The 21,982-nt window shown below is 61.2% G+C and carries 25 protein-coding genes and 1 tRNA gene; 13 read left to right on the top strand and 13 right to left on the bottom strand.

Annotation, left to right across the window (positions count from 1 at the left end):
• Window positions 1-5: 5 nt before the first annotated feature.
• Window positions 6-683 (top strand): chorismate pyruvate-lyase family protein, encoded by a 678-nt coding sequence (locus NW826_RS00590; RefSeq protein ID WP_414509179.1) that lies wholly within the window; start codon window positions 6-8, stop codon window positions 681-683.
• Here the strand turns inward: NW826_RS00590 and NW826_RS00585 are convergent.
• Window positions 680-832 (bottom strand): hypothetical protein, encoded by a 153-nt coding sequence (locus NW826_RS00585; protein ID WP_414509197.1) that lies wholly within the window; start codon window positions 830-832, stop codon window positions 680-682. The two genes, NW826_RS00590 and NW826_RS00585, sit on opposite strands and share 4 nt — an antisense overlap.
• Window positions 778-1,263 carry a hypothetical protein gene (locus tag NW826_RS00580; RefSeq protein WP_414509178.1) on the bottom strand — a complete coding sequence of 162 codons (486 nt, stop codon included), beginning with the start codon at window positions 1,261-1,263 and terminating at the stop codon, window positions 778-780. Before NW826_RS00580 ends, NW826_RS00585 begins: the two co-directional genes overlap by 55 nt.
• Between NW826_RS00580 and NW826_RS00575 the strand changes: the two genes are divergently transcribed.
• Window positions 1,238-1,477, top strand: coding sequence for a hypothetical protein (locus NW826_RS00575; RefSeq protein ID WP_414509177.1), 240 nt, complete (start codon window positions 1,238-1,240; stop codon window positions 1,475-1,477). The two genes, NW826_RS00580 and NW826_RS00575, sit on opposite strands and share 26 nt — an antisense overlap.
• Window positions 1,478-1,480: 3 nt before the next feature.
• Here NW826_RS00575 and NW826_RS00570 read toward each other — a convergent pair whose 3' ends face one another.
• Complete coding sequence (locus tag NW826_RS00570) at window positions 1,481-1,792, bottom strand: hypothetical protein (protein WP_414336599.1); 312 nt, start codon at window positions 1,790-1,792, stop codon at window positions 1,481-1,483.
• Window positions 1,793-1,947: 155 nt separating this feature from the next.
• Window positions 1,948-2,235 carry a hypothetical protein gene (locus NW826_RS00565; protein ID WP_414334549.1) on the bottom strand — a complete coding sequence of 96 codons (288 nt, stop codon included), beginning with the start codon at window positions 2,233-2,235 and terminating at the stop codon, window positions 1,948-1,950.
• A 200-nt stretch (window positions 2,236-2,435) separates the two neighbouring features.
• Here NW826_RS00565 and NW826_RS00560 point away from each other — a divergent pair, with 200 nt between their 5' ends.
• On the top strand, window positions 2,436-3,566 hold the full coding sequence (locus NW826_RS00560; protein ID WP_414368449.1) for a geranylgeranyl reductase family protein: 1,131 nt from the start codon (window positions 2,436-2,438) through the stop codon (window positions 3,564-3,566).
• On the opposite strand, the gene NW826_RS00555 is transcribed toward NW826_RS00560, so the two are convergent.
• From NW826_RS00555 to NW826_RS00545, 3 genes are all read right to left on the bottom strand, one after another.
• Window positions 3,563-4,036, bottom strand: coding sequence for an ATP-binding protein (locus NW826_RS00555; RefSeq protein WP_414509176.1), 474 nt, complete (start codon window positions 4,034-4,036; stop codon window positions 3,563-3,565). The genes NW826_RS00560 and NW826_RS00555 overlap by 4 nt on opposite strands.
• 104 nt (window positions 4,037-4,140) lie before the next feature.
• A complete protein-coding gene (locus NW826_RS00550; RefSeq protein ID WP_414334555.1) occupies window positions 4,141-4,974 on the bottom strand; it encodes an OmpA family protein in 834 nt (277 codons plus the stop codon).
• Window positions 4,975-5,118: 144 nt separating this feature from the next.
• Entirely contained in the window at window positions 5,119-5,769 is a 651-nt protein-coding gene (locus NW826_RS00545) for a LexA family transcriptional regulator (protein WP_414338809.1), read from the bottom strand.
• A 287-nt stretch (window positions 5,770-6,056) separates the two neighbouring features.
• Between NW826_RS00545 and NW826_RS00540 the strand changes: the two genes are divergently transcribed.
• The 7 genes from NW826_RS00540 (at window position 6,057) to NW826_RS00510 (ending at window position 10,936) form a co-directional block, all read left to right on the top strand.
• Window positions 6,057-6,305 carry a hypothetical protein gene (locus tag NW826_RS00540; RefSeq protein ID WP_414334559.1) on the top strand — a complete coding sequence of 83 codons (249 nt, stop codon included), beginning with the start codon at window positions 6,057-6,059 and terminating at the stop codon, window positions 6,303-6,305.
• A gap of 112 nt (window positions 6,306-6,417) precedes the next feature.
• Window positions 6,418-6,780 carry a photosynthetic/respiratory NAD(P)H-quinone oxidoreductase subunit C gene (ndhC, locus tag NW826_RS00535; RefSeq protein WP_414334560.1) on the top strand — a complete coding sequence of 121 codons (363 nt, stop codon included), beginning with the start codon at window positions 6,418-6,420 and terminating at the stop codon, window positions 6,778-6,780.
• Window positions 6,771-7,511, top strand: coding sequence for an NADH dehydrogenase subunit K (locus NW826_RS00530; RefSeq protein WP_414334561.1), 741 nt, complete (start codon window positions 6,771-6,773; stop codon window positions 7,509-7,511). The genes ndhC and NW826_RS00530 overlap by 10 nt, the downstream gene beginning before the upstream one ends.
• Window position 7,512: 1 nt before the next feature.
• On the top strand, window positions 7,513-8,040 hold the full coding sequence (locus NW826_RS00525; RefSeq protein WP_414334563.1) for an NAD(P)H-quinone oxidoreductase subunit J: 528 nt from the start codon (window positions 7,513-7,515) through the stop codon (window positions 8,038-8,040).
• Between the two features lie 45 nt (window positions 8,041-8,085).
• Window positions 8,086-8,259: a hypothetical protein gene (locus NW826_RS00520; RefSeq protein WP_414334564.1), complete on the top strand. Its 174-nt coding sequence runs from the start codon at window positions 8,086-8,088 to the stop codon at window positions 8,257-8,259.
• Between the two features lie 94 nt (window positions 8,260-8,353).
• Entirely contained in the window at window positions 8,354-9,523 is a 1,170-nt protein-coding gene (locus tag NW826_RS00515) for a class I SAM-dependent methyltransferase (RefSeq protein ID WP_414334566.1), read from the top strand.
• Between the two features lie 135 nt (window positions 9,524-9,658).
• The gene (locus NW826_RS00510) at window positions 9,659-10,936 is read left to right on the top strand and encodes an amidohydrolase family protein (protein WP_414338817.1); all 1,278 of its coding nucleotides are present in this window, start codon (window positions 9,659-9,661) and stop codon (window positions 10,934-10,936) included.
• Between the two features lie 14 nt (window positions 10,937-10,950).
• On the opposite strand, the gene NW826_RS00505 is transcribed toward NW826_RS00510, so the two are convergent.
• The 4 genes from NW826_RS00505 to NW826_RS00490 all read right to left on the bottom strand — a co-directional run bounded on the left by NW826_RS00505 (window position 10,951) and on the right by NW826_RS00490 (window position 13,301).
• Window positions 10,951-11,391: an FxLYD domain-containing protein gene (locus NW826_RS00505; RefSeq protein WP_414334570.1), complete on the bottom strand. Its 441-nt coding sequence runs from the start codon at window positions 11,389-11,391 to the stop codon at window positions 10,951-10,953.
• A gap of 25 nt (window positions 11,392-11,416) precedes the next feature.
• On the bottom strand, window positions 11,417-12,070 hold the full coding sequence (locus tag NW826_RS00500; RefSeq protein WP_414364128.1) for a 5-formyltetrahydrofolate cyclo-ligase: 654 nt from the start codon (window positions 12,068-12,070) through the stop codon (window positions 11,417-11,419).
• A gap of 51 nt (window positions 12,071-12,121) precedes the next feature.
• Window positions 12,122-12,586 carry an FKBP-type peptidyl-prolyl cis-trans isomerase gene (locus NW826_RS00495; RefSeq protein WP_414509175.1) on the bottom strand — a complete coding sequence of 155 codons (465 nt, stop codon included), beginning with the start codon at window positions 12,584-12,586 and terminating at the stop codon, window positions 12,122-12,124.
• Between the two features lie 64 nt (window positions 12,587-12,650).
• Window positions 12,651-13,301, bottom strand: a complete 651-nt coding sequence (locus NW826_RS00490; protein WP_414509174.1) for a hypothetical protein — start codon at window positions 13,299-13,301, stop codon at window positions 12,651-12,653.
• 55 nt (window positions 13,302-13,356) lie between these two features.
• Here NW826_RS00490 and cobJ point away from each other — a divergent pair, with 55 nt between their 5' ends.
• A complete protein-coding gene (gene cobJ, locus NW826_RS00485; protein WP_414334578.1) occupies window positions 13,357-15,216 on the top strand; it encodes a precorrin-3B C(17)-methyltransferase in 1,860 nt (619 codons plus the stop codon).
• A 224-nt stretch (window positions 15,217-15,440) separates the two neighbouring features.
• Window positions 15,441-15,524 (top strand) — tRNA-Leu (locus tag NW826_RS00480).
• Between the two features lie 58 nt (window positions 15,525-15,582).
• Here NW826_RS00480 and NW826_RS00475 read toward each other — a convergent pair.
• Window positions 15,583-17,736, bottom strand: a complete 2,154-nt coding sequence (locus NW826_RS00475) for a glycosyltransferase 61 family protein (RefSeq protein WP_414509173.1) — start codon at window positions 17,734-17,736, stop codon at window positions 15,583-15,585.
• 207 nt (window positions 17,737-17,943) lie between these two features.
• On the opposite strand from NW826_RS00475, the gene NW826_RS00470 reads away from it, so the two are divergent.
• A complete protein-coding gene (locus NW826_RS00470) occupies window positions 17,944-20,640 on the top strand; it encodes a phycobilisome rod-core linker polypeptide (RefSeq protein WP_414509172.1) in 2,697 nt (898 codons plus the stop codon).
• A 1-nt stretch (window position 20,641) separates the two neighbouring features.
• Here NW826_RS00470 and ruvB read toward each other — a convergent pair whose 3' ends face one another.
• Complete coding sequence (gene ruvB / locus NW826_RS00465; RefSeq protein WP_414334583.1) at window positions 20,642-21,784, bottom strand: Holliday junction branch migration DNA helicase RuvB; 1,143 nt, start codon at window positions 21,782-21,784, stop codon at window positions 20,642-20,644.
• Between the last annotated feature and the right edge of the window lie 198 nt (window positions 21,785-21,982).

Raw genomic sequence — 21,982 nt, 5'->3', positions numbered from 1 at the left:
CCGCCTTGGAACTTTCCCCTTCTCCACTGACCTACCAGGCCGACGCCGCGGGATCCCCTTGGAGCGCTGCTCTCTGTTCTAACGTCTCCTCTGGCCAAGGCGATTGGTGGCCCCTGCAACTGCATTGGCAGGGGGAGGTAGACCCGCTACAGCCTGAGTTGGTGCAGGTGGATCCCGTGTTGCGCCTGCTGCTCTTGGGGGATGGCTTGACCACCCGCAACCTGGCTGCCTTGACCCAAGAGCCGATTCAGGCCCATCTGCTCGACACGGGCCGGGTCGATTTGCCGGCGGAGCAGAGGGCCGCCCCCCAGTCCATGCAACGGCTGGCCAAGGATTTGGCACGGCTGGGATCCCCCTTGATGCGGCGGCGGGTTTGGCTGTGTGGAGCAACCTCTCAGCAGCCCTTGCTCTATGCCACCTCTTGGTGGAACTCCGACCATCTGGCTCGATACTTGCCCCATCCCAATCTGCCCATTGGTCAAAACCTAATCCAAGAAAAACTGGAGACCTTTCGCGATCTGCGCGGCCTCTACTATGGTGAGACAGACCCGATTGCCCGGCTGCTGCAGTGTCCTGGCCCTTTCTGGGCTAGGCATTATCTTTTGCTGCACCGAGGCCAACCTTTGACGGTTATTTACGAAGTTTTCTCCTCCCGCCTGCAGGCCAGGGTCTTGTCGGGCTAGAGCGACATCCAGCGGCGCACGGCTGCGGTGACTGCGGCTGCTACACCCGAATCCGACTGGGCGCTGGCAGAGATGCGGTGATAGTCCTCTGGGGTCAGTTGATGGGCGGCGATGACCTTGGCGGCTGCGGTTTCAAACTGTTGTTCAATTTGCCGACGTTCCTCGCTGCCGTTGGCCTGCTGCAGGCGATTTGGGTGGCCGCCAGAAGGGGCTGCACCGCCAGAAGAGCGCGGGCGAAGCGGTCGATCTGCTCTGGGGAAGGCTTCAAGAAGTCTTTAGAAGGGGAGATCCTCATCTCCGAGGCGTTGCCCATCTGGGGGACGGAGGAGGCCGCCCAAGAAGGATCCGCGTTGCCGGACAACTGAGGGGTGCCAACAACAGCCGTTTTGCTGGCCACATCATTCAAACCTCGGGCCGGGCTGAGGGCATTCCAAGGGGCCAAACTTGCCAAACAGAGAGCAGCCCCACTCAAGCCGGCACTCAAGAGAGCAAGCCAGGCAGCAGAGGTCACAGCCGGCTGCGGCAAGGGAGAGGGCTTGGGGATGAGACTGAGGATGAATCTGCTGCTTAACCTGCTCATACCGCTCCTTTGGGCGATAGGGCTGTGGATGGTAGACGGGTTATTCGGCAAGGCTTACCTGCATATTGACAAAGAACGGATCGCCTTAGCCCACGAGCTGTTTGGCCTGTGTTTTCGCAGAGTTCCCCCTAGTTGGCGAGACGACATTGACCGGCTGGAGTTGATCCCGCGACATACCAAACGGGATTTCGAGGTTGAGCGGCAGAAAGAGTAGTCTTCAATCCAAGTAAGCGCTCAGCTCCTGCTCCAAGGTGGGCAGTTGCACCTCTCCTCGCTCCAGCTCCTCCAGGTCTTGCAGTTGCCTGCGCAGGCGGGCAATCCGCTCTCGTAGATACTCTTTGATGCCCTTGGCCCCCAGGCTGAGGCAACTGCGGCAGATCTCGCCATAGATTTGGCCGCGGTCGTTGTAGACCACCGCCAGCAGCACCTGCTGCCCCTTTTTCTGGATCGGGGTGGCCCATCCGCCGCAGATAATGCAGGGCACGCGGCCATTGCCCCCGTAAATGCTGCGTTCCCAGACAACTCTCACGCTCGGCCTCACTGCAACTGTCGCCCACCAGCATAAGAACCCAGGGGGATCCCTTGCCACCCCAAACCCCAGAGCACTCGCCACCTCCCCTCTCCTTCAGGGAGAGGGGCTGGGGGTGAGGGCTGGGAGAGGGGTGAGGGCGGGATCCCTACCCTCTAAGCGTTGGGCTGGCTGGGCCGGGAGCGATCGATGGTGCGGTAGGTGAGGCTGGCCGCCACCTCTAGGGCTTTGGCAGCGTCGCGGAAATAAAATCCCAGCTCCTCATCCTTTTCGGTGCGGTTGGGTTTATTGAACTTGGCCTTGAACTGCACATTGCAATACATGGCCAACCCCACCAGAACCTCTGACAGGCCGTGCTGGTTGATCAGCCGTTCCACATCCGTGAGCAGGCTTTTGATTAGGGCGTCGGCTACCGGTTCTGGCAAACTGTCCAGGTCGTGCATGGGGTTTCCTCATCCAACGAGATCAAGCGAGCTAGAGGGTTTGAAGGCGGCATAGCAGCAAGTCAAGGGCAAGTTGGCAAGCCGTTGCCATCGAATTCGCATGGGCTTCCCAAAAACAGGCGGGTAGATTTGCTGCCGCCATAATAGTCTAGAAGCCGATAAACAAAGCCCAGGACATGGGAGCTGGGGAATCGCAGGTTATGTCGCAGCTTTACGACTGTGTCATTGTCGGTGCTGGCCCCGCCGGCGGCTCTGCTGCCTACCATCTGGCCAAGCGGGGGCGCTCGGTGCTGGTCTTGGAAAAAGATCCCTTGCCCCGCTACAAACCCTGTGGGGGCGGGGTCTCTCCCATGGTGGCAGCTTGGTTCGACTTCGACTTCAGCCCCGCCATTTCCCTGAAGATCCGGCAAATTCGCTACACCTGGCGCGGCGGGGATCCGGTGGTGGCCGACCTGGATCTGCAAGAACCCGTTTGGATGGTGCGGCGGGATGTTTTCGACCACTACTTGATTCAGCAGGCGCAAAAGCAAGGGGCAGCGCTCCAGGCAACATGCCCCGTCTCCGGCCTCGAGTGGCAAAGCGACCGCTGGCAAGTGATGACAAGCACCGGCCCCGTCTGGGGTCGGTATGTGATCGCAGCCGATGGGGCAAAAGGCTCGATGGCCAAGTGGCTGGGCTTTCAAGAACGCCGCCGTCGTCTAGCCGCCGCCCTGGAAGCAGAGGTGCCCGTTGGGCAACCGCCAACTGCAGCCGCCCATTTCGACTTCGGCGCCGTGAGCAATGGCTACCTTTGGAACTTCCCCAAGGCCGATGGCTACTCGATCGGGGCCGGCACCTTTCGCGGTGGAGAAAAACAAAACCTGCGGGAAATTGCCGCCCAATATGCCCAAAGCTTCGGCGTAGACTTGAAATCGGTCAAGCAGTTCGGCCATCCCATCTGCCTCTGGGATGAAGAGCAACCGCTCCACAGCCAAAATGCCCTCTTGGTGGGGGATGCCGCCTGCGTCGTCGATCCGTTTACCGCCGAGGGGATCCGCCCTTCCCTCCTCACCGGCATGTTGGCGGCAGAGGCCATCGACCAAGCCCTGGCGGGGAACACAGAGGCTCTGGCGAACTACTCGGCCCGCGTGCAACAGGAATGGGGCTCAGAGATGCGCTGGGCTAAACGGATTGCGGCCTTGTTCTACCGCTTTCCAGGCGTGGGCTACAAGGTGGGCGTCAAACGACCAGGAGCCACTCGGCGTATGGGCCAGATCCTGGCCGGTGAACTGCGCTACAGCGATGTGGCCAGCTCGGCCATTCGCAAGTTAAGCGGCGGCCTGCTCACCTAGGCCTGGCACCGATAGACTTGAGCTAGATCGTCGAAGCGCTTGCCGATCAACAGGCAGTTGCGCCCATCCGCCTGACGAGTATAGCTCAGGTGGGTGGAGAGAGCCTTCATCAGCCAAATGCCGCGTCCCCCCTCGGATTCGGGATCGGGGTTGGCCATCAGGTGCCGGAAAGCTCCCTCCAGGTCAAACTCCTGCCCCTGATCCCAAATGCGCAACTCCAGCTCTTGCGGCATCAGGATCAGCTCAATATCAATGGGCGTACTGGGAGGCAGGGCGCGGTGGGCGTGGCGAACGGCGTTGGTAAACCCCTCCGCCAAAACCAACTGACATTCCGTCCAAATGGGATCCGGGATGCCGGCATTTCGAAAAGATTCAAACCAGGTTAAAACCTGGCCAAGAGCGTCGAGAGTTGTCTCAACCCTCAGCGCAAATGTCTGCTTCTCACCCGAAGGGATCCCTGCTGCGTTCAAAACCGAACCCCAACGATAGGGATTGAACCTGAAGCCATTTGGCCCTACCAGATTCTAGACCAAAGCCCTGCCAGAACATGTCATCCCCCATTTTGGGGGGGAAGCTAGGGAGCGATGATCAAATCCACACGGCGGTTCCGCTGCCGTCCGGCTTCTGTGTCGTTATCGGCCACCGGCAAGGTAGGGCCAAAGCCAGAGGTTGTCCAACTGATGGGATGGCCTTCCGGCAAGAGTTTCATCAAATAGTCTTTAACCGCGTTGGCGCGGCGCAGGGAAAGAGCCAGGTTGTAGTTTAGGGATCCAATGTTGTCGGTGTGACCGTTCACTTGAACGCGGGCGCCGGGCATGGCTTCCAAGGATTTCGCCACCTGGGCCAGCAGCGAGGTCGCCTCAGGTCGAATCTCGGCCTTGTCAAAATCGAACAGCAAATCCCCCGGCAGGCTGATGGTTTGGGTTCCCACCTGAAAAGAGGTGGGAGTCGGCGTTGGGGTCGGGGCGGGAACGCTGGCTTCCCCTGGAGCGATCTCGGCGGCGGTGGAAGATTCCCTGACGGGCTCAGGGGCTGTTTGAGAACGCAGCCGCTGCAGCCGCGACTCCAGTTCCTCAATTTTTATCAAGAGCTGGATCACCTGCTGGCGGATTTCCCGAATCTCCGTTTCCAGATCTGTGGGGCTCGCCTGACGTTCCTCTGGATCTGCATTTGGATCTGCATTGGCCGTTGGGCTGGCCAGCGGCGGATTGGCCTGGGGTGGGGCCAGGGTGGGCAAGATCGCTGGTGTAGGCGGAGCCGGTTGACCGGCAGAGAGGTTGGTCTCCGGTTGGGGCTGAGGTTGAGCCTGCTGGGGAAGCTCCATCCCCAGCCAGATCCCGCTGCTGACCAAGAGGATCCCACTGAGGAAATTGAGAGCAACCGTTGAGCGCTGGGACGAGCGAGGCATCCTGGGCAAACCTCCGGCTAAATGGACGCAGGCAAAGAGTGGGAACTCCACTCAACTCTAGAAAGCGATCCTAGCCGGCGACCGGAGCTCGCCGAGGGGATTCTCGGTCGGTCAAGCTGCCACTTCCCGCCATCGTTCAAAGGGCTAATCAAAACTAAGGCGGCCTCGATACCGCCCTATGATGGTCAATCCGTTGGCGGGATCCGCCACAAAGGGAGGAAAACGGGGATTGTCGCTGATCACCTTCACCTGGGATCCGGGCAGGCGCTGCAGTCGTTTGACCAACAGATCCCCATCCATCTGAAAGACATAAATGCCTTCACAGCTCAGATCCCCACCCTCCTGCCGCTCCACAAAGATCCAGTCGCCATCCTCCAAGGTGGGAGCCATGCTATCCCCCTGCACCCGAATCAGGCTCAGCTTGGCAGGGTTTCCCTTCAAATGGGCCCGCAGCCAGTTTCGCTCGAAAGCCATCACCGCAGCGATCGCTTCTTCCCGCACCAACACCCCCGCTCCCGCAGAGACGGCCACATCGACAAAAGGTACATACACATACTCTGCCTTCGAGTCGGAATCCAACCGTGGGGATCCCTCCCCTGTGATCAGCCAATTGAGGCTGACTTGGCCCACCTGGGCAATTTTCACCGCCTTGTCAATGCCGGGCACGGATCCCTTCAGGTAGCTGCGCAAGGCCGTATCGCTAATGCCGGCCCGTCGCCCAAACGCATAAATGGCCTCGTCGCCGATCACCTGTCGTAAGCGGTCTGCAAAAGAGGAGCTCGAGAAGATGGACATCGGCTTAGCGCTACAGATTGTGTATAAGCAGATTTTCACCACTATATCTTGACAAGTCAACAGCCGGTACAGCCGATTGGGGGACAATCTCCCACCTGAGCTGACCAAGGGAATCGCAACTCTCAAATGCTGTCGGTAGGCTGGCAGGAGAACTGCACTGGCGTTAGTGTGGTTTTGGAGCCTGCTCACGGCAGGCGAGAGCCGAGCTGGCCCAGCGTTGGATAGCCAAAAAGTTCGGTTCAGATATTGCTTCTGGGTTGACTTCAAGCTGTTCTGCCTTAATCTCCATGACTTCCTCTGACCTCAAGCGCTGGCTGGATAACTTCCTGATTGCCATTGTCTTTCTGGTGTTCGCCGGGTTTGTCTGGTTTGTCTTTTCGGTGACGGGGGCTTTTGTCGGGATCCCACTGGGCTACAAGCTTTGGGTGCGGCTGTGGCTGCCTTTGTTTCAGCCGGCTTTGGGGATCCTGATGGCCGGAGCGGTGGTGAGCGGAGTGTGGGCTTGGCTGGAAAAACGCCGCTCCCGGCAATCGTGATCATCACCAGAACTGATGATTAGAATGAAGATTCGAGGGCGCAGGGGAATCCCAGACTGGCTCTATACTGAAAACGTATCTAAATGTTGAGCAACTGAGGCGGTCTGAGGTTGTGTTTGTTCTGTCCGGCTACGAGTATCTGCTGGTTTTCCTGATCGTCTGCGCTCTGCTGCCGATTTTAGCGCTGGGGGCCTCTGCGCTCTTGGCTCCCAAGCGGCGGGGATCCCTACGCCGCAGCACCTATGAGTCGGGCATGGAGCCGTTTGGGCAAGCCTGGATCCAGTTCAACATCCGTTACTACATGTTTGCTTTGGTCTTCGTCATTTTCGACGTAGAGACCGTATTCCTCTATCCCTGGGCGGTGGCGTTTCACCGCCTGGGGTTGCTGGCCTTTGTGGAGGCCCTGATTTTCATCGCCATCCTTGTGGTGGGTCTTGTGTACGCCTGGAGAAAAGGAGCATTGGAATGGTCATGACGTCTGAGAAACCGCAGGTTCTGTTTCCAGGGGCCGCCCCCCAGGTTACCACCGACCTCTCCAACAATGTCGTTCTGACGACGGTGAACGACCTGTACAACTGGGCCAAGATGTCCAGCCTCTGGCCCCTGCTCTATGGCACCGCCTGCTGCTTCATCGAGTTTGCCGCCATGCTGGGATCCCGCTTTGATTTCGACCGCTTTGGCCTGTTGCCCCGGTCTTCACCGCGCACGGCTGATTTGATCATCACGGCGGGCACGGTCACTATGAAAATGGCCCCGGCGCTGGTCAAGCTCTACCAGCAAATGGCTGAGCCGAAGTACGTGATCGCTATGGGGGCCTGCACCATCAGTGGCGGCATGTTTAGCTCCGATTCCTACACAGCAGTGCGAGGGGTGGACAAGCTAATCCCCGTGGACGTGTACATTCCCGGCTGCCCGCCGCGCCCGGAGGCGATCATGGATGCCATTGTCAAGCTGCGCAAGAAGATCGCCGCTGAAGACATGCGGGAGCGGGGCCGCCTGCAACAAACTCACCGCTACTACACGGTCAAGCACAACCTCAAGCCGGTGCCGGAGATCATCACCGGCAAGTATCTGGAGAGCGAGACTCGCCAAGCTCCTCCGCCGGAACTGGCGGCTGCCATCGGCTTGCCGGTGCCGCCGGCCTTGCAGACTGCCGACTTCAAGCAGGCGGAACAGCAGCTCAAAGCTTTGCGGGGAGGGATGTAAGATGGCAGAGGACAAGGCTCAGGAAAGGCAAGCGGAACCGTTAGCGACGTTGGAGCGCGGCCCGGTCTCCCAGTTTCTGGCCGACAACGGTTTTGACCACCAGTACCTGGGGAAAGATGCGGCGGGGGTGGAGCTGTTGGAGGTGGAGCGGGATTTTCTCCTGCCTGTGTGCACCGCCCTCTATGCCTACGGCTTCAACTATTTGCAGTGCCAGTGTGGGTACGACTTGGGGGCAGGTCAGCCACTGGTCAGCCTCTACCATCTGATCAAGCTATCGGATGGGGCAGACCGCCCGCAAGAGGTGCGGCTACAGGTGAAGTTGCCTCGCCAGGATCCGCGGCTGCCTTCCGTGTATTGGATCTGGAAGTCGGCGGATTGGCAGGAACGAGAAACCTACGACATGTATGGCATTGTTTTTGAGGGACACCCGAACTTGAAGCGGATCTTGATGCCGGAAGACTGGATTGGTTGGCCGCTGCGCAAAGACTACATCACGCCTGACTTTTATGAGCTGCAGGATGCCTACTGATCGGAGATCCCCACTCGCTGAGCAGCGTTAACAGGATGGGTTGAGATGTGGCCTTTTTTGCTCTTGGCAATTTATGCAGGTGGAGTCTGGTACTCGGCCCGCAAAGCGGATCGCGTCTATTCGGGATCCGGAAAGTGGCTGGTATCGGCTCTCTGGCCGCTGCTGTTGGTCTCGAACCGTCAGTTTCGCCAAAATTGGCGTCGCCCTCTGAGCAAGTGAGTCTGGATCTTTGGAACCCCCACCTGTGATCGTTCCTGAGCAGCCCCGGCGCGACCTGAGTTTGCCTTGGTTGTTACCTCGGTCCACACAGAGGTTGCAGGAGTTGATCGGCAGCCGCATTCGCGCTCAGGGGCCGGTGACCTTTGCCCAGTTTATGGAGTGGGCTCTCTACGAGCCGGGGCTGGGCTATTACGAGCGGGGATCCCCGGTTGGCACCGACTACCTGACCTCTCCTCACCTGGCGGCAGATTTTGCCCAACTGTTGGCGGAGCAGATCCGCCAGTTCTGGAATATTTTGGGATCGCCTTCTGTCTTCAGGGTGATCGAGATGGGGGCGGGCAGCGGCCGTTTGGCCCAGGATTGGCTGACCTACGTGCGCTCTGCTCACCCCCTTTTTTGGCAGGTGCTGGAATATGGGATCCTGGAGCGTTCTGCCCATCTGCGTCGGCTACAGCAGGAGCGACTGGCCCCTTTTGGGGAAAAGGTGCGCTGGCTGGATTGGGATGAGATCCCGGATGACTCGGTCATCGGCTGTTTTTTCTCGAATGAGCTGGTGGATGCTTTTCCGGTACATCGGGTGCAGGTGCAAGAGGGAGCGTTGCGGGAAATTTACGTCGCTTGTGGCGATGCTGCCGCAGCCGACTTCCGGGAGGTGCTGGGGGATCTGTCCACTCCTGAGCTGGGAGAGTATTTTGCCCGTCTGGGGATCCCCATAGAAACCTATCCGTCCGGTTACCAAACCGAGGTGAACTTGAAAGCCCTGGAGTGGTTGCAGCTCCTGGCCCGCAAGCTGCGGCGGGGCTACGTGCTGACTGTCGATTACGGCCACACCGCCCAGCGCTACTATAGCCCCCAGCGCGCTCAAGGCACGCTCCTGGCCTACCGACGGCACGGCAGCTACACGGATCCCTATGTTCAGGTGGGATCCCAGGATCTCACGGCCCATGTGGACTTTACGACCCTAGAGCAGGTGGGAGAATCGCTGGGGCTGAAGTATCTGGGGTTCACCCGGCAGAGCAGCTTTTTGGTGAACCTGGGGTTAACCGAGCGGCTGGCCGCTCTCAGCCAAATTGAGGACCCGCTTGACGGCGAAGCTGTGGATGTGGGCCAGGTGTTGCAGCGACGATACGCTCTTCACGCCCTCCTGGATCCGATGGGGTTGGGGAGCTTTGGGGTGTTGGTGCAGGCCAAGGGCCTGACCAGCTCAGAATATGCTCATCCTCTGCAGGGCTTTGGCGGGCCGGAGCTGGGGCTGAGGCCATGAGCCTTACTTTTTGAATTGCTTGTTGGCGGCCACTCTCACTATAGGTAGGACTGGAAATCCCCCTACCTTAGTGGGGGGAGGGAAGCCCTTGAAACAACTTTAGTCGCTCATCCCAAGTTGAAATAGCCATAACCTATGGATCTCATTCTGCGTCGGGCCAATTTGCCGGATGGCCGCAAGGGGGTTGATATCGGCATTGAAGGGGGCCGCATTGTTGCTCTGGAAAACAACTTACAAGCCACTGCCCTGCAGGAAATCGATGTGAGTGGCCGCTTGGTGTCGCCCCCCTTTGTGGATGCCCACTTTCACCTGGATGCCACCCTCACCTACGGGATCCCGCGCGTCAACCAATCGGGCACCTTGCTAGAAGGGATCGCCCTTTGGGGGGAGTTGAAGCCGCTGCTGACGCCAGAGGCAGTGATAGAGAGGGCCTTGACCTATTGCGACTGGGCGGTGGCGCGCGGGATCCTGGCCATCCGTGCCCATGTGGACGTGTGCGATCCCAACCTGTTGGCGGTGCGGGCCTTGCTGGAGGTCAAGCAAAAAGTGTCCCCCTACCTGGATTTGCAACTGGTGGCCTTTCCCCAAGATGGCTACTACCGCTCGCCGGGGGCGGTGCAGCTCTTGGAGAAGGCTCTGGATTGGGGGGTAGAGGTGGTGGGTGGGATCCCCCACTTTGAGCGGACGATGGCCGAAGGGGCAGCTTCGGTGCGGGCCCTGTGCGAGATTGCGGCGGCGCGGGGTCTGCGGGTGGATCTGCACTGCGACGAGACAGACGATCCCCTCTCCCGCCACGTGGAAACCTTGGCCTACGAGACGCAGCGGCTGGGCTTGCAGGGGCGGGTGGCCGCCTCCCACCTCACCTCAATGCACTCAATGGACAATGCCTACGTGAGCAAACTCATTTCCCTGATGGCCGAGGCAGAGCTGGGGGTGATCGCCAACCCGCTGGTGAACCTGGTGCTGCAGGGCCGCCACGACACCTATCCCAAGCGACGGGGGCTGACGCGGGTGCCGGAGCTGATGGCCGCCGGGCTGACAGTAGCTTTTGGCCAGGACTGCGTGATGGATCCCTGGTATCCCCTGGGCAGCGGCAACATGCTGGAGGTGGCCCACATGGGGATCCACGCTGCCCAATTGACCGGCTATGAGCAGATGCGCCAGTGCTTCTTGGCCGTTACGGAAAACCCGGCCCGCATTTTGGGGTTAGAAGGCTACGGACTAGAACCCGGCTGCTATGCCGATTTGGTGGTGCTCCAGGCTGCCGATGCCGTCGAAGCCATTCGCCTGAAACCGGCTTGCCTGTACGTTTTCCGTCGGGGACGGCTGATCGCCCAAACCCCGCCGGTGGTTGCCCAGCTCCATTTGCCGGGGCGCCCGGCCCAGGTGGACTTCACCCGCCAACTCTTCTAAGGATCAACTGGATGTCAACGGCGCACGGTGCCGCTGAAGCCGCTGGCCTTGAATTGCTCCAGGGTCAAGGGCAGCGGGCTGGTCACAGGCACGGAGATGCGAATGGAGAAGGGGCTTTCGCCGGGGGGAACCTCTTCGATGGCTCCCACGCGGGTGCGCTCCGGCAGAACCTCATTGCCGTTGGCATCGTAAAGGCGACCGAAGACATCCGCATTGACCAAGGTGTTTTTGGAGCGGTTCACCACCGTCCCTTCGATGAACATGCACCTGGCCGGTATGGGGTTGCCGTTGCTGGTGACCAGGTTGGTGTATTCGGGGGTATCCGGGCAGGGGGTGATGTGCAGATCCTTCAATTGTAGGGGGATGGCGCCAAAGCCCAGCAAGAGGGCCGCCAAAGCCGCCCAGCCCAGGCTCCAGCAGAGGGAGCGAAGCCCCTTCTTCCAAACTTGGCTCATGTTTTTCCTCCAAGGCCCATCTCCCTTAGTCTAGGGGATCCCCCGCCGGGTAAAACCCCTCTTCGGTTTGGATCCCGTCCAGGCGTTGATCCCAGGGATCCTGAGGCAGAGGCTGCCGCAGCAGGCAAGCCTGCGGGACAATGCCCCACTTGGGCACACCGGGATCCGGCAGCGAGGCCAAAAAGCGGTCGTAATAGCCGCCGCCATAGCCCAAACGCCTCCCCCAGCGGTCGCAGGCCAGGGCGGGCACGAGGATCAACTCGGCTTCGGCAGGGTCGATAACCTCACTGGTGGGAGAGGGCTCCGGCAGCCCCCAGCGGTTGGGAACAAGCTCGGCTGGGTGGTAGCGATGCCATCCCAACTGCCGCTGCGGCAAGCAACGAGGGATCCCCCAGCGCTTTTCAGGGAAAAGGGCGAACAGGGATCCCAGATCCACCTCGGAGCCGAAGGCCGCGTAGGCCAAGATGGTTCTGGCCGCCAAAAGCTGGGGGTGAGAGGCCAGATGAGCCACTATTTTCTGCTCGATCAGGGATCGTTCCAGCCCCTGCCGCACTTGGCGGAAGTGCTGGCGCAGGCGAGCTTTTTCTGCGCTAGGAGCTTCAGGGGGAAAATTGGGCTCCACAGACGGAGACAGGTTTGTTACCCAGAAGGGAGTTGCCGCAGCGCCCTGCAATCTCACCGCCTTGACTTTCCCCACCCCCAGTCAAGCTTAGGTGTGGATGTCCAGAGTCTACTGGATGGCCAGGAGCTCCACTTCAAAATCAAGGGTGGCGTTGGGTGGGATCACGCCGCCGGCGCCGCGGCTGCCGTAGGCCAACTCCGGCGGAATGCGCAAGTACCGCTTGCCACCCACCCGCATCGTGGCCAGACCTTCCTCCCAGCCGCGGATCACCTGCCCTACTCCGTAGGTGAAGATGAAAGGTTGATTGCGCTTATAGGAGCTATCGAAGACGGTGCCATCCTGCAGCTTGCCCACATAGTTCACCACCACCGTTTGCCCCGGTTGAGGTGAAGGCCCACTGCCTTGAGCGATGTCGTAGTATTGCAGGCCCGACTCGGTGGTGATGAAGTCTTTGGCTGGGGATTGGATGCCCACCATCGGGTTGTCTTTGGCCCGCGACAGAGCCACGGCCGGCTGTCCACCCCACATCCCGATCCACAGCAAACCCAGCAACAGCAGCAGCATCCGTTTCATCTGTTGGCGTCTCCCCTCGCCGACTTTTTGCTTCCCCTTCCTTCAACGATCTTAGGGGATCCCTTCATCCTTTTATTTCGGCAAATTCGATGATCTGCCCTTGATGATCGCGCACCCAGAAGACAAAAGGCTTTTCGGAGCGGACGCTGTTGCGGATCCCTTGCTTGTTGATCCGCTTCAGGAGGGCTTTGAGGGCTTCCCGTTCATAGGTGGTGTGGCGATAGCGGACGCCGCCAGTGCGACCGGCTGCCGCCCCGTAGGCAGGTACAGAGGGGGGCCTGGAGGGACTGCCGTAGGGATCCGTGGAGCCGAGGATCACGTGCAATTGCACAGTGTCGGAGAGCTGATACCAGAGGCCAGGGGTATCCGGTTGTGTCGATCCAGAAGTGGGACGGGTTCTGGTATCAAAGTGAGGGCTGAGGCCAATATCTCCCGGAAAATAGGGCGATCCCAGGCTGGAGCTGACCATGCTTTGCTCATAGCCGTAGTAGTACTGCAGCGGCAGCTCCGCCTCCGGCAGCTTCAAAACCTTTTCGTAGAAGCCCCTTGCCTGCTCCAGATCGGGCACGATGATGGTGTACACCCGGGGAGCGCCACTTAAAAATGTCCACATGGCCCCGCCATAGGCCGATAGCAACAAAAACATCAGCCCCTTCGTGGAGAGCAGAACCTCCAGGGGGATCAGCGGCAGCATCAGTCCAAGGGGGGTTGGCATTGGCACTCGTCTATTTGCGGGTGGCTCTGTAGTCCAGTATAGGATCCCTAGGCTGATGAAGCTTGCCCTGTTTGCCCCTACCCCGCGCGGTCGCCGCTTGGCCCAGCCTTTGCTGTCGCTGCTGCCGGAGGAGTGGATCTGCTGGAGCAAGGCCAACCCCCAGCGAGAGCCGCTGCCACCCCCCTGGCAAGCCTATGGGGATCCCCTGGCGGCAGCGGTGGCCCAGAGCTGGCCGCAGGTGCAGGGCTGTATCTTTGTCTTGCCAGTTGGGTCGGTGGTGCGGCTCATTGCCCCCCTCTTGCAAGACAAATACCGGGATCCGGCGGTGGTGGTGGTGGACGAAGCTGGGCGCTGGGCCATTAGCCTCTGTGGCGGCCATGTGGGAGGAGCTGAGGCGCTGGCGCGGCGGGTGGCGGCTGCCTTGGGAGCCGAGCCCATCCTCACCTCTGCCTCGGAAGGGCTGGGGATCCCGCCTTTGGATTTGCTGGGGGATCCCTACGGTTGGCAGCGGGGCGCCGGCGATTGGAACGGGGTGGCAGCCGCTCTGGCGCGGGGAGAGCCGGTGGCCGTTGAGCAAACCTGTGGCACGCAGCTCTGGCGGCGGGCCTGGCCAGCGGATCATTCTCTTTTCCTCACCGCTCCCGACCAAGCAGTGGCCCAGATCCGGATCAGCGAATCTACAACTTCTCTGGACAAGCTCCCCACCGTTCACTGGCATCCACGGGTGCTGTGGGTGGGTGTGGGCTGCGAGCGGGGCACCAGCCGCGCCTGGCTGGAGGGATCCCTGCGCCGCCTGCTGCAGGCCCAGGGGCTGGCCTTCGAGGCCGTTGCCGGCTTGGCCACCCTGGAGTTGAAACGGGATGAGGCGGGACTGCTGGAGTTGGCCCAGGCCCACGGTTGGCCCATCCAGTTCTTCTCTGCCGCGGCCCTGGCGGGGATCCCAGTTCCCCACCCTTCGGAGGCGGTGCGGCAGGCCGTGGGCACCCCTTCGGTGGCGGAGGCGGCTGCCCTCTTGGCCGCCCAGCGCATGTCGGGGGATGAGGATCCAGCCCAGGGGAGAGCCACCCTTCTCTGCCCCAAGCAGGTCTTTGCCTCAGAAAGCGAGGGAGCTTGTACCCTGGCCATTGCCCGCGCGGCTCAGGAGTATTCCCCTCGCGCCGGGCACCTGTGGCTGATTGGCACCGGCCCCGGGGATCCCGCCCAATTGACCTTGGCCGCCCGCCTGGCCCTGGCCCAAGCCGACGTGGTGATCGGCTACCAGCTCTACCTGGACTTGGTGGCGCCCCTCTTACACCCGGGCCAGATTTGCGAAGCCTTTTCCATCACCCAGGAGGTGCAGCGGGCGCAGCGGGCCATTGCCCTGGCCCAGCAGGGGCTGCAGGTGGCGGTGATCTCTTCGGGAGATGCGGGGATCTACGGCATGGCCGGGCTGGTGCTGGAGTACTTGGCCCGCAGCAGCTGGGATGGGATCCGCCCCTCTCTGGAGGTGCTGCCGGGGATCTCCGCCCTTCAGGCTGCTGCCGCCCGCCTGGGAGCCCCTCTCATGCAGGATTTTTGCGCCATTTCCCTCTCGGATCGGCTCACCCCTTGGCCGGCCATCGAGCAACGCCTGCAGGCGGCTGCCCAGGCCGACTTTGTGGTGGCCCTGTACAATCCCCGCTCGCGGCAGCGGCTGGATCCCTTCCTCAAAGCCCTGCAGATCTTTTTGGCCGCCCGCCCCGCCCACACCCCGGTGGCGGTGGCCCGCAACCTCTATCGTTCCGGCGAGGTCATCCACCTCACCACGCTGGGGGAGTTGGATCCTGAGCAGGTGGATATGTTTACCCTGGTCTTGATCGGCAACTCGCAGACCTTTCGCTACGGCAGCCGGCTGATCACCCCCCGCGGCTACCGCCTGAGCGCCTCTCCTGAGTAGGTGGGGGGATCCCAGGCGGTGACGTGCCCGAGGTGGGGGTCCCGGCCATGGGGGCTGTGGCAATCGAAGCCATCCGCGCCATCGTCATCCACGAGAAGAGTAGGATCCCCCGTTACCTTGTTTGGCTGGTTGACCGACCGACTCCAACCCCATCAGGTCACCACCGGATCCTACAGGCTGATCCTGCTGGCCTGTGGTCTGTTAGAGTACTGTTGCCGCTAGAGGGGATCGTGGCGGAATGGTAGACGCTACGGACTTAAAATCCGTTGTTCCTCAAGAACGTGAGGGTTCGAGTCCCTCCGATCCCATCTTGAATGCGAGGCTTGCAGAACTCTCGTAAATTCGAAAAAAGGCATTTTCCCACCATCAATTGAGCTCTGTCTGTTCCAGCACCTTGAGCAAGTCCGGGATCCGCACCCAGGCATCTTCTCGATCCAAATCGGGGCTGGCAAGAAGGGCCACCAAAGCTGGATCGCAGACCGGCGCCAGCAAAGGGAAATAATTGAGCCCTGCCACCTGGGCGATGATCCAAAAGTAGGGGAGCACCGCGTTGCGGGGCAGGATCTCGATGACGGTGGCGCCGGGTTGACAAAAGGCGAGGTTGGTCAGGCCCGCCCCATGGATCCCGATCACCGCCTCGGCCCCTTGCATCAGCGCTATTTGCTCCGCTAGAGAAAGGGTTTCCAGTTGCACCGATACAAATCCCCAGGGGCGCAAAGCCGCCAGCACCTCCGCTTCGTTGATCACCCGCCGCCAGCGGGCAGCACGACGGCTGATGTAGATCCGCCGCGGCAGCAAGGGAGCGCTGGACAAGCTCGGCCGGGCCAGTTGCCGCAGCACCGCCAATCCCCTGGGCGTCAAGCACCCCGCCGGAGCCCCTGCTGAGGGCACGATCAGGTTCTGCGCTTGCAGATGGGATCCCCCCACCTGCTCGAAGCTGAGGATGGGCTCGGCTGCGATCTCCAAAGCGGCCAAGCTCTGCACCTGAAAGGGTTTTCTTTGATACCCGTGGATCAAGATGGGGATGTCTTTTCCGAGGGCGCCCGACCGCTGCAGGACATCAAGGGCAGGCAAAACATCCACCATCCAGTGAAAGTAATTGACCGCTCCCAACGGCAAGAGGGCGACAGAGCCGTCCAGTGGGATCGGCGGCGGCAGGTGGGGTAAGCTCAAGATGGGGTGGTGTTCCAGGTGATCCGGCCCCCAGTCCCAGTCGAGAAACTCCGGTGGCGGCAAGCTGAGGGAGACATCGGCCAGCAATTCTCCCCGGCGGGTGAGCACCGCACTGGCAAAGCTGGCGTAGAGGTGGCGGGGATAGTGGCCCACATGGACGGATCCGCGGGGGATCTGGGCCACAAAAGTCTCGGCCAGGGGGATCCGCTGCGGGCGCAGCTTTTGCCCAATGGCCGGATCAGCTACAGGGGGCGCTTGCAGACAGAGCACCTCCCCTGGATCCAGTGCTTGGTAGTCCCCTTCGCCTGTGGCCTGATGCCACTGCCGGGTGGTGAGGTAGCCTTGGGCTGGCAGCGGCCAGGAGTCGGTTACAAGGGGGCTGGCCTGGGCAACAGAGCCTGCCGGAGCCCAGCGCCGTCGCCAAGCCGAATCCAGGTCCTGGGGGATCCCCTCTCCCCTGCCTGCCTGCTCCAGTCCAGACCGCAGCGGGCTTTCTCTGCCGCTGCCTTCGCACCACGCCTGCAGCCACTCCCGCTCCGCCGCCACCGCCTGCCGGAACTTTTCCCAGGCAGCCTGCGGGTCATCCAGCCGCACCTGGGCCTCTGCCCAGTAGCTGTAGAGCTCTGCCGTCTTCGTGCCCCGCGCTTCCGCCTCCCGGAAACACCGCACCGCCTGCGCCGGATCCCCTTGATCCAGCCAGGCCAAGCCCATCTGCACCCAGGGATCCCCCCACTCCGGCCGCAGCCGCACGGCTTGCTCCAAGGCCGAGGTGGCCTCCTGGAACCGGCCCAACTTGAGCAGCGCCAGGCCCCAGCGCCAAGAACTTTCTGCCGCTGCTGGATCCCACCGGCAAGCCCGCTCATACCACTCCGCTGCCGCGCTCCACAGCCGGCTGCGCTCTTGGGTTAGGCCAACGCGATGGGCGGCCAGCGCCGCCAGATCGGGAGGAAGGGATCCCTGCTCCACAAGCTGTCGGTACAAAGCCGCCGCCTGCGGCCAATGGCCTTTTTCCCATAGCCCCTCTGCCAGCTCCTGCAGCTCCCTTGCCCACCCACGCACAGCCTCGGCTTCGGCTACACCTCCGGCTGTCTGCATTGCCAAGCCCTCTTGCCACACAAGCTGCGCCTCCAGCTCCCGCCCCAGCAGCAGATAGGCAGCTCCCAGCCCCCAATACAGCTCTGAGGAGGGGGATCCCTGCTGGAGCTGCTGCTGCAAAGCTTGGACAAGGCACTCGTAACGCCCCTGTTGCCAGTCTTCAAGGCTGGAGACGGAAAACAACGGATGTGAGGGCAGAGCCGGGTCGGGAGCCATGTCTATGTGGATGAGAAACAGTGTTACAAACTGCAACAACCCCCCCACTCTGGGCACATCCCCCTAGTATTCTAGGCTTGGCTTCTCCCTCCGGCATCAATCCTTCTCGGCTCAGGGAGAGACATCGGTTCGAGCGTGGGTCGGCCTCTTCACCCCAAAGGCTATGGCCCGCTGCGCGATGGGAGGGCACCGTCCTCAGCCTTTGTCGGCCATTTTTTCGATAAAACGGAGTTTAAGAGATCGATGGGTATCAACGTATCCGCTGGCACCGTCGTTTCCAGCCCCCGTCTGTACCAAACCGTGCCCGTATCGACCATCTCCCAGGCAGAACAGCAGGATCGCTATCTGGGACGCACCGAGTTGGATCGCCTGGAGGACTTTTTCTCCAGCGGCCTGAAACGCCTGGACATTGCCCAAGTGATCGCGGCCAACTCCGAAATCATCGTCAGCCGGGCGGCCAACCGCATCTTCACGGGGGGCTCGCCCATGGCCTATCTGGAGCGGCCAGAAGTCACTCAGGACGAGAAGGAAGCCTTTAAGTTGGGCACCGCCTTTTACGTGGAGTCCACCGGCGGCTTCCTCGAGGCCATCCGCAACCTCTTCAGCGCCAGCGGCGTGGAGATTCCCCCCAACTTCCGCCCCATTAACATCTCCCGCTACGGCGCCGCCAACATGCGCAAGTCCCTGCGGGATCTGAGCTGGTTCTTGCGCTACGTCACCTACGCTCTTGTGGCCGGGGATCCCAGCATCATTGCCGTCAACACCCGTGGCCTGCGGGAGATCATCGAAAACGCCTGCTCCGCCGAGGCCACCATCGTCGCCATTCAAGAAATGAAGCGGGCTGCCGCTGGCTACTTCCGCAAAGATGCTGAGGCGGTGGCCATCATCAACCAATATTTCGATGTCTTGCTGAGCGAGTTCATCGCTCCTTCCCCCTCCGATAAGCTGCGGCAGCGCAACGCCAGCACCGCCGATGGCCTGCCCCTGCAGGGGCTACAGCTCCCCCAGATTTACAACTTGGCGGCGGAAAAAGTGCCCGTTTTTGCCATGAAGCCGGGGCTGTCCAACGCCGAGAAAGAAGACGTGATCAAAGCCGCCTACCGGCAGGTGTTCGAGCGAGACATCCGCCGTGCCTACGGCCTCAAGCTTTCCGACCTGGAATCGAAGGTGAGAAACGGCGAGATCTCCATGAAGGAGTTCATCCGCCGCCTGGGCAAATCCGAACTGTACCGCAAGCAGTTTTACGAGCCCTACATCAACAGCCGCGTCGTGGAGCTGGCCTTCCGCCACTTCCTAGGACGGGCCCCAGAAACTCGCGAGGAAGTGCAGACCTACTTCTCCATCATCTCCAGCAAGGGTCTGGCCGGCCTGGTGGATGCGCTGGTGGATAGCCGCGAGTACGGCGACTACTTCGGCGAGGAGACGGTGCCCTACCTGCGCAAGCTAGGGGTGGAAGCCCAAACCAGCGCCAACTGGGGGGCCAAGTTTGATCTTTACAACTACGCTGCCCCCCGCCGCAAGGTGCCCCAGTTCATCACCCTGTTTGCCCGCTACAATCGCCCTTTGCCGGATCAGCATGCCTATGGCGTCGGCAACGACCCGCTGGAGATCCAATTTGGCGCCATCTTCCCCAAGGAGACCCGTTCCCTCAACGCCAGCCCCGCCCCCTTCAACAAGGATGTCAAGCGCATCCTCATCCGGCGCGGCTTTGCCCTCACCAACGAGCGCACCAATCCCAGGGCGGCAGGGGATCCGGGCAGCTTGGGGCCCAAGGTTTTCAAGCTCACCCAAACCCCTGGGGATCGCAGTCGGCGGTTGGGGGCACGGGCGGGGATTGTTGGCAGCGAGGGATCCACACAAGCGGTGATCCGCGCCTGCTACCAGCAGCTATATGGCTATGTGCCCTACGAAGGCCAACGGCTAACCCGCTGGGAGATCAAGCTGGAGTCGGGCGAGATCAGCGTCAAAGAGTTTGTGCGCCAACTGGCCAAATCGGATCTCTTTCGCAACAAGTACTGGTCCAGCTTGTATGTTTGCAAAGCCATCGAGTTTATCCACCGCAAGCTGCTGGGCCGGCCCACCTACGGGCGGCAGGAGATCAACCGTCTGTTCGACATTGCCTCCAAGCAAGGGTTCTACGCGGTGGTGGATGCCATCCTCGACAGCGAGGAGTACCAGCGGGACTTCGGAGAAGACATTGTGCCCTACGAGCGCTACCTCACCCCCGGCGGCCTGGCGTTGCGGCGGATGCGCCCCGGATCCAGCGATATGGCGGCGCTCAAGCCCATTCGCACTGATGAGGATATCCCCCTCTTTGTCAAGTTGGGCCAGCCGCAGGATATGCCCTCCGGCGAGCTGGAGATCCAGCGGCGGGCCCAGCAGGGAGTGCCCAAGGTGCGCCAGGAGGTTCCCATCTTCAAGCTCACCAGCCTGGCCAACAAAGCCGAGGTGAACAACCTCATCCGCGCCGCCTACCGGCAGGTCTTTGAGCGAGATATGGACATTTACAACATCAGTGCCGAGCTCAGCTCCGCCGAGTCCAGGCTGCGCAACGGCGAGATCACCGTCAAGGAGTTCATCGAGGCGCTGGGGTGTTCAGAACTGTACCGCTCTGAGTTCTACGCTCCCTATCCCAACACCAAGGTGATCGAGTTGGGCACCAAGCACTTCCTGGGCCGCGCGCCCCTGAACCAGCAGGAGATCCGCAAGTACAACCAGATCCTGGCCACCCAGGGTTTGAAGGCCTTTGTGCGCGCCTTGCTGAATACCCAAGAGTACCGGGATCTCTTCGGGGAAGATACAGTGCCCTACCGCCGCTTCCCCACCTTGCCGGCGGCCAACTTCCCCAACACCCAAGAGCTGTATGGCCGCCTCACTAAGCAAAACCGCGAGCTGGTGGTGCCCAGTTTCAGCCCTGTTGGCAGCAACGATCGCAGCTAGATTAACTCCCCTCTCCCCTTGTGGGAGAGGGGCTGGGGGTGAGGGAACGGGCTGCGTAGCCCAAGTGCTGCAGGGCGGCGGGGGTAACCACCCGCCCACGGGGTGTGCGCTGCAGATAGCCGATCTGCAACAGGTAGGGCTCGTAGACTTCTTCGATGGTTTGGGGATCCTCACCCGTCACGGCGGCCATCGTCTCCAGGCCCACGGGCCCGCCCGCAAACTGCTCCACCAGGATCGTCAGCAGCTTACGATCTGTCCAATCCAGCCCCATAGGATCCACCTGGAACAACTCCAGGGCCGCGGCTGCCGCTTCTCGGCTGATGTGGCCATCTCCTCGCACCTGGGCATAATCGCGCACCCGCTTGAACAAGCGATTGGCAATACGCGGCGTGCCCCGAGAACGGCGGGCGATCTCTGTCGCCCCTTCCGGATCGATGGAGGTGTTCAGGAGACGGGCAGTGCGCAACACGATTTCCACCAGCTCGTGGGGCTCATAAAAGCGCAGCCGTTGCACATGGCCAAAGCGATCCCGCAGCGGCGAGGTGAGGGCGCCGATGCGAGTGGTGGCCCCGATGAGGGTGAAGCGCTCCAAGGGCAGAGAGGTGATGCGGGCCGAGCGACCCTTGCCGATGGTGATATCGAGGCGAAAATCTTCCATGGCCGGGTAGAGCAATTCTTCCGTCACTTTGGGCAGGCGATGGATCTCGTCGATAAACAGCACATCCCCCCGCTTCAGGCGCACCAGGTAGCCGGCAATGTCGCGGGGGCTCTCCAGCGCCGGGGCTGTGGTCATGTAGAAGTGGGATCCCATTTCTGCCGCCAGCACCGCAGCCACCGTGGTTTTGCCGAGGCCGGGCGGGCCATAGAACAATAGGTGATCCAAAGGCTCACCGCGGGCCCGGGCCGCCGCAATGGCAATGGAAAGCACTTCCTTAAGCTCCGTCTGGCCGATGTACTCGGCTAGGGTGCGCGGGCGCAGGGATTCTTCCTGAGCCTCGCCAGGCTGAGCCTGTGGCTGCAACAGCTCATCGGCTTGCCGGCCCCGGTTCTGGGAGCGGAACTCCATCCCTTCTCTGCAAGCAGAACTCTTTTGCTGCTGCCCGGGATCCTCAGCCCCCACAGCCCGAGAAGAAATGATCGCCATATCCTTTACCTGCAGATGCAATAGCCCTACTCTAACTGGAAAAAACTGGGGGAAAGATTCTGGTAAACCGTTTGCCGATTTTGGTCTCCCACCTGGGTAGAAAGATTGGAGGGGGCAGTAGAAGAAAAAAATCCCCCGGCATCTGCCAGGGGACTCAAGAAGGACTAGTCTACTCGGTCAAGAGTGGATTAGCCACGG

This window comes from Synechococcus sp. OH20, assembly GCF_047502685.1.
In the GTDB taxonomy this organism is placed as follows: domain Bacteria; phylum Cyanobacteriota; class Cyanobacteriia; order Thermostichales; family Thermostichaceae; genus Thermostichus.
The sequence above is the reverse complement of the archived record's forward strand: the minus strand, read 5'-3'. Positions and strand labels throughout refer to the sequence as shown.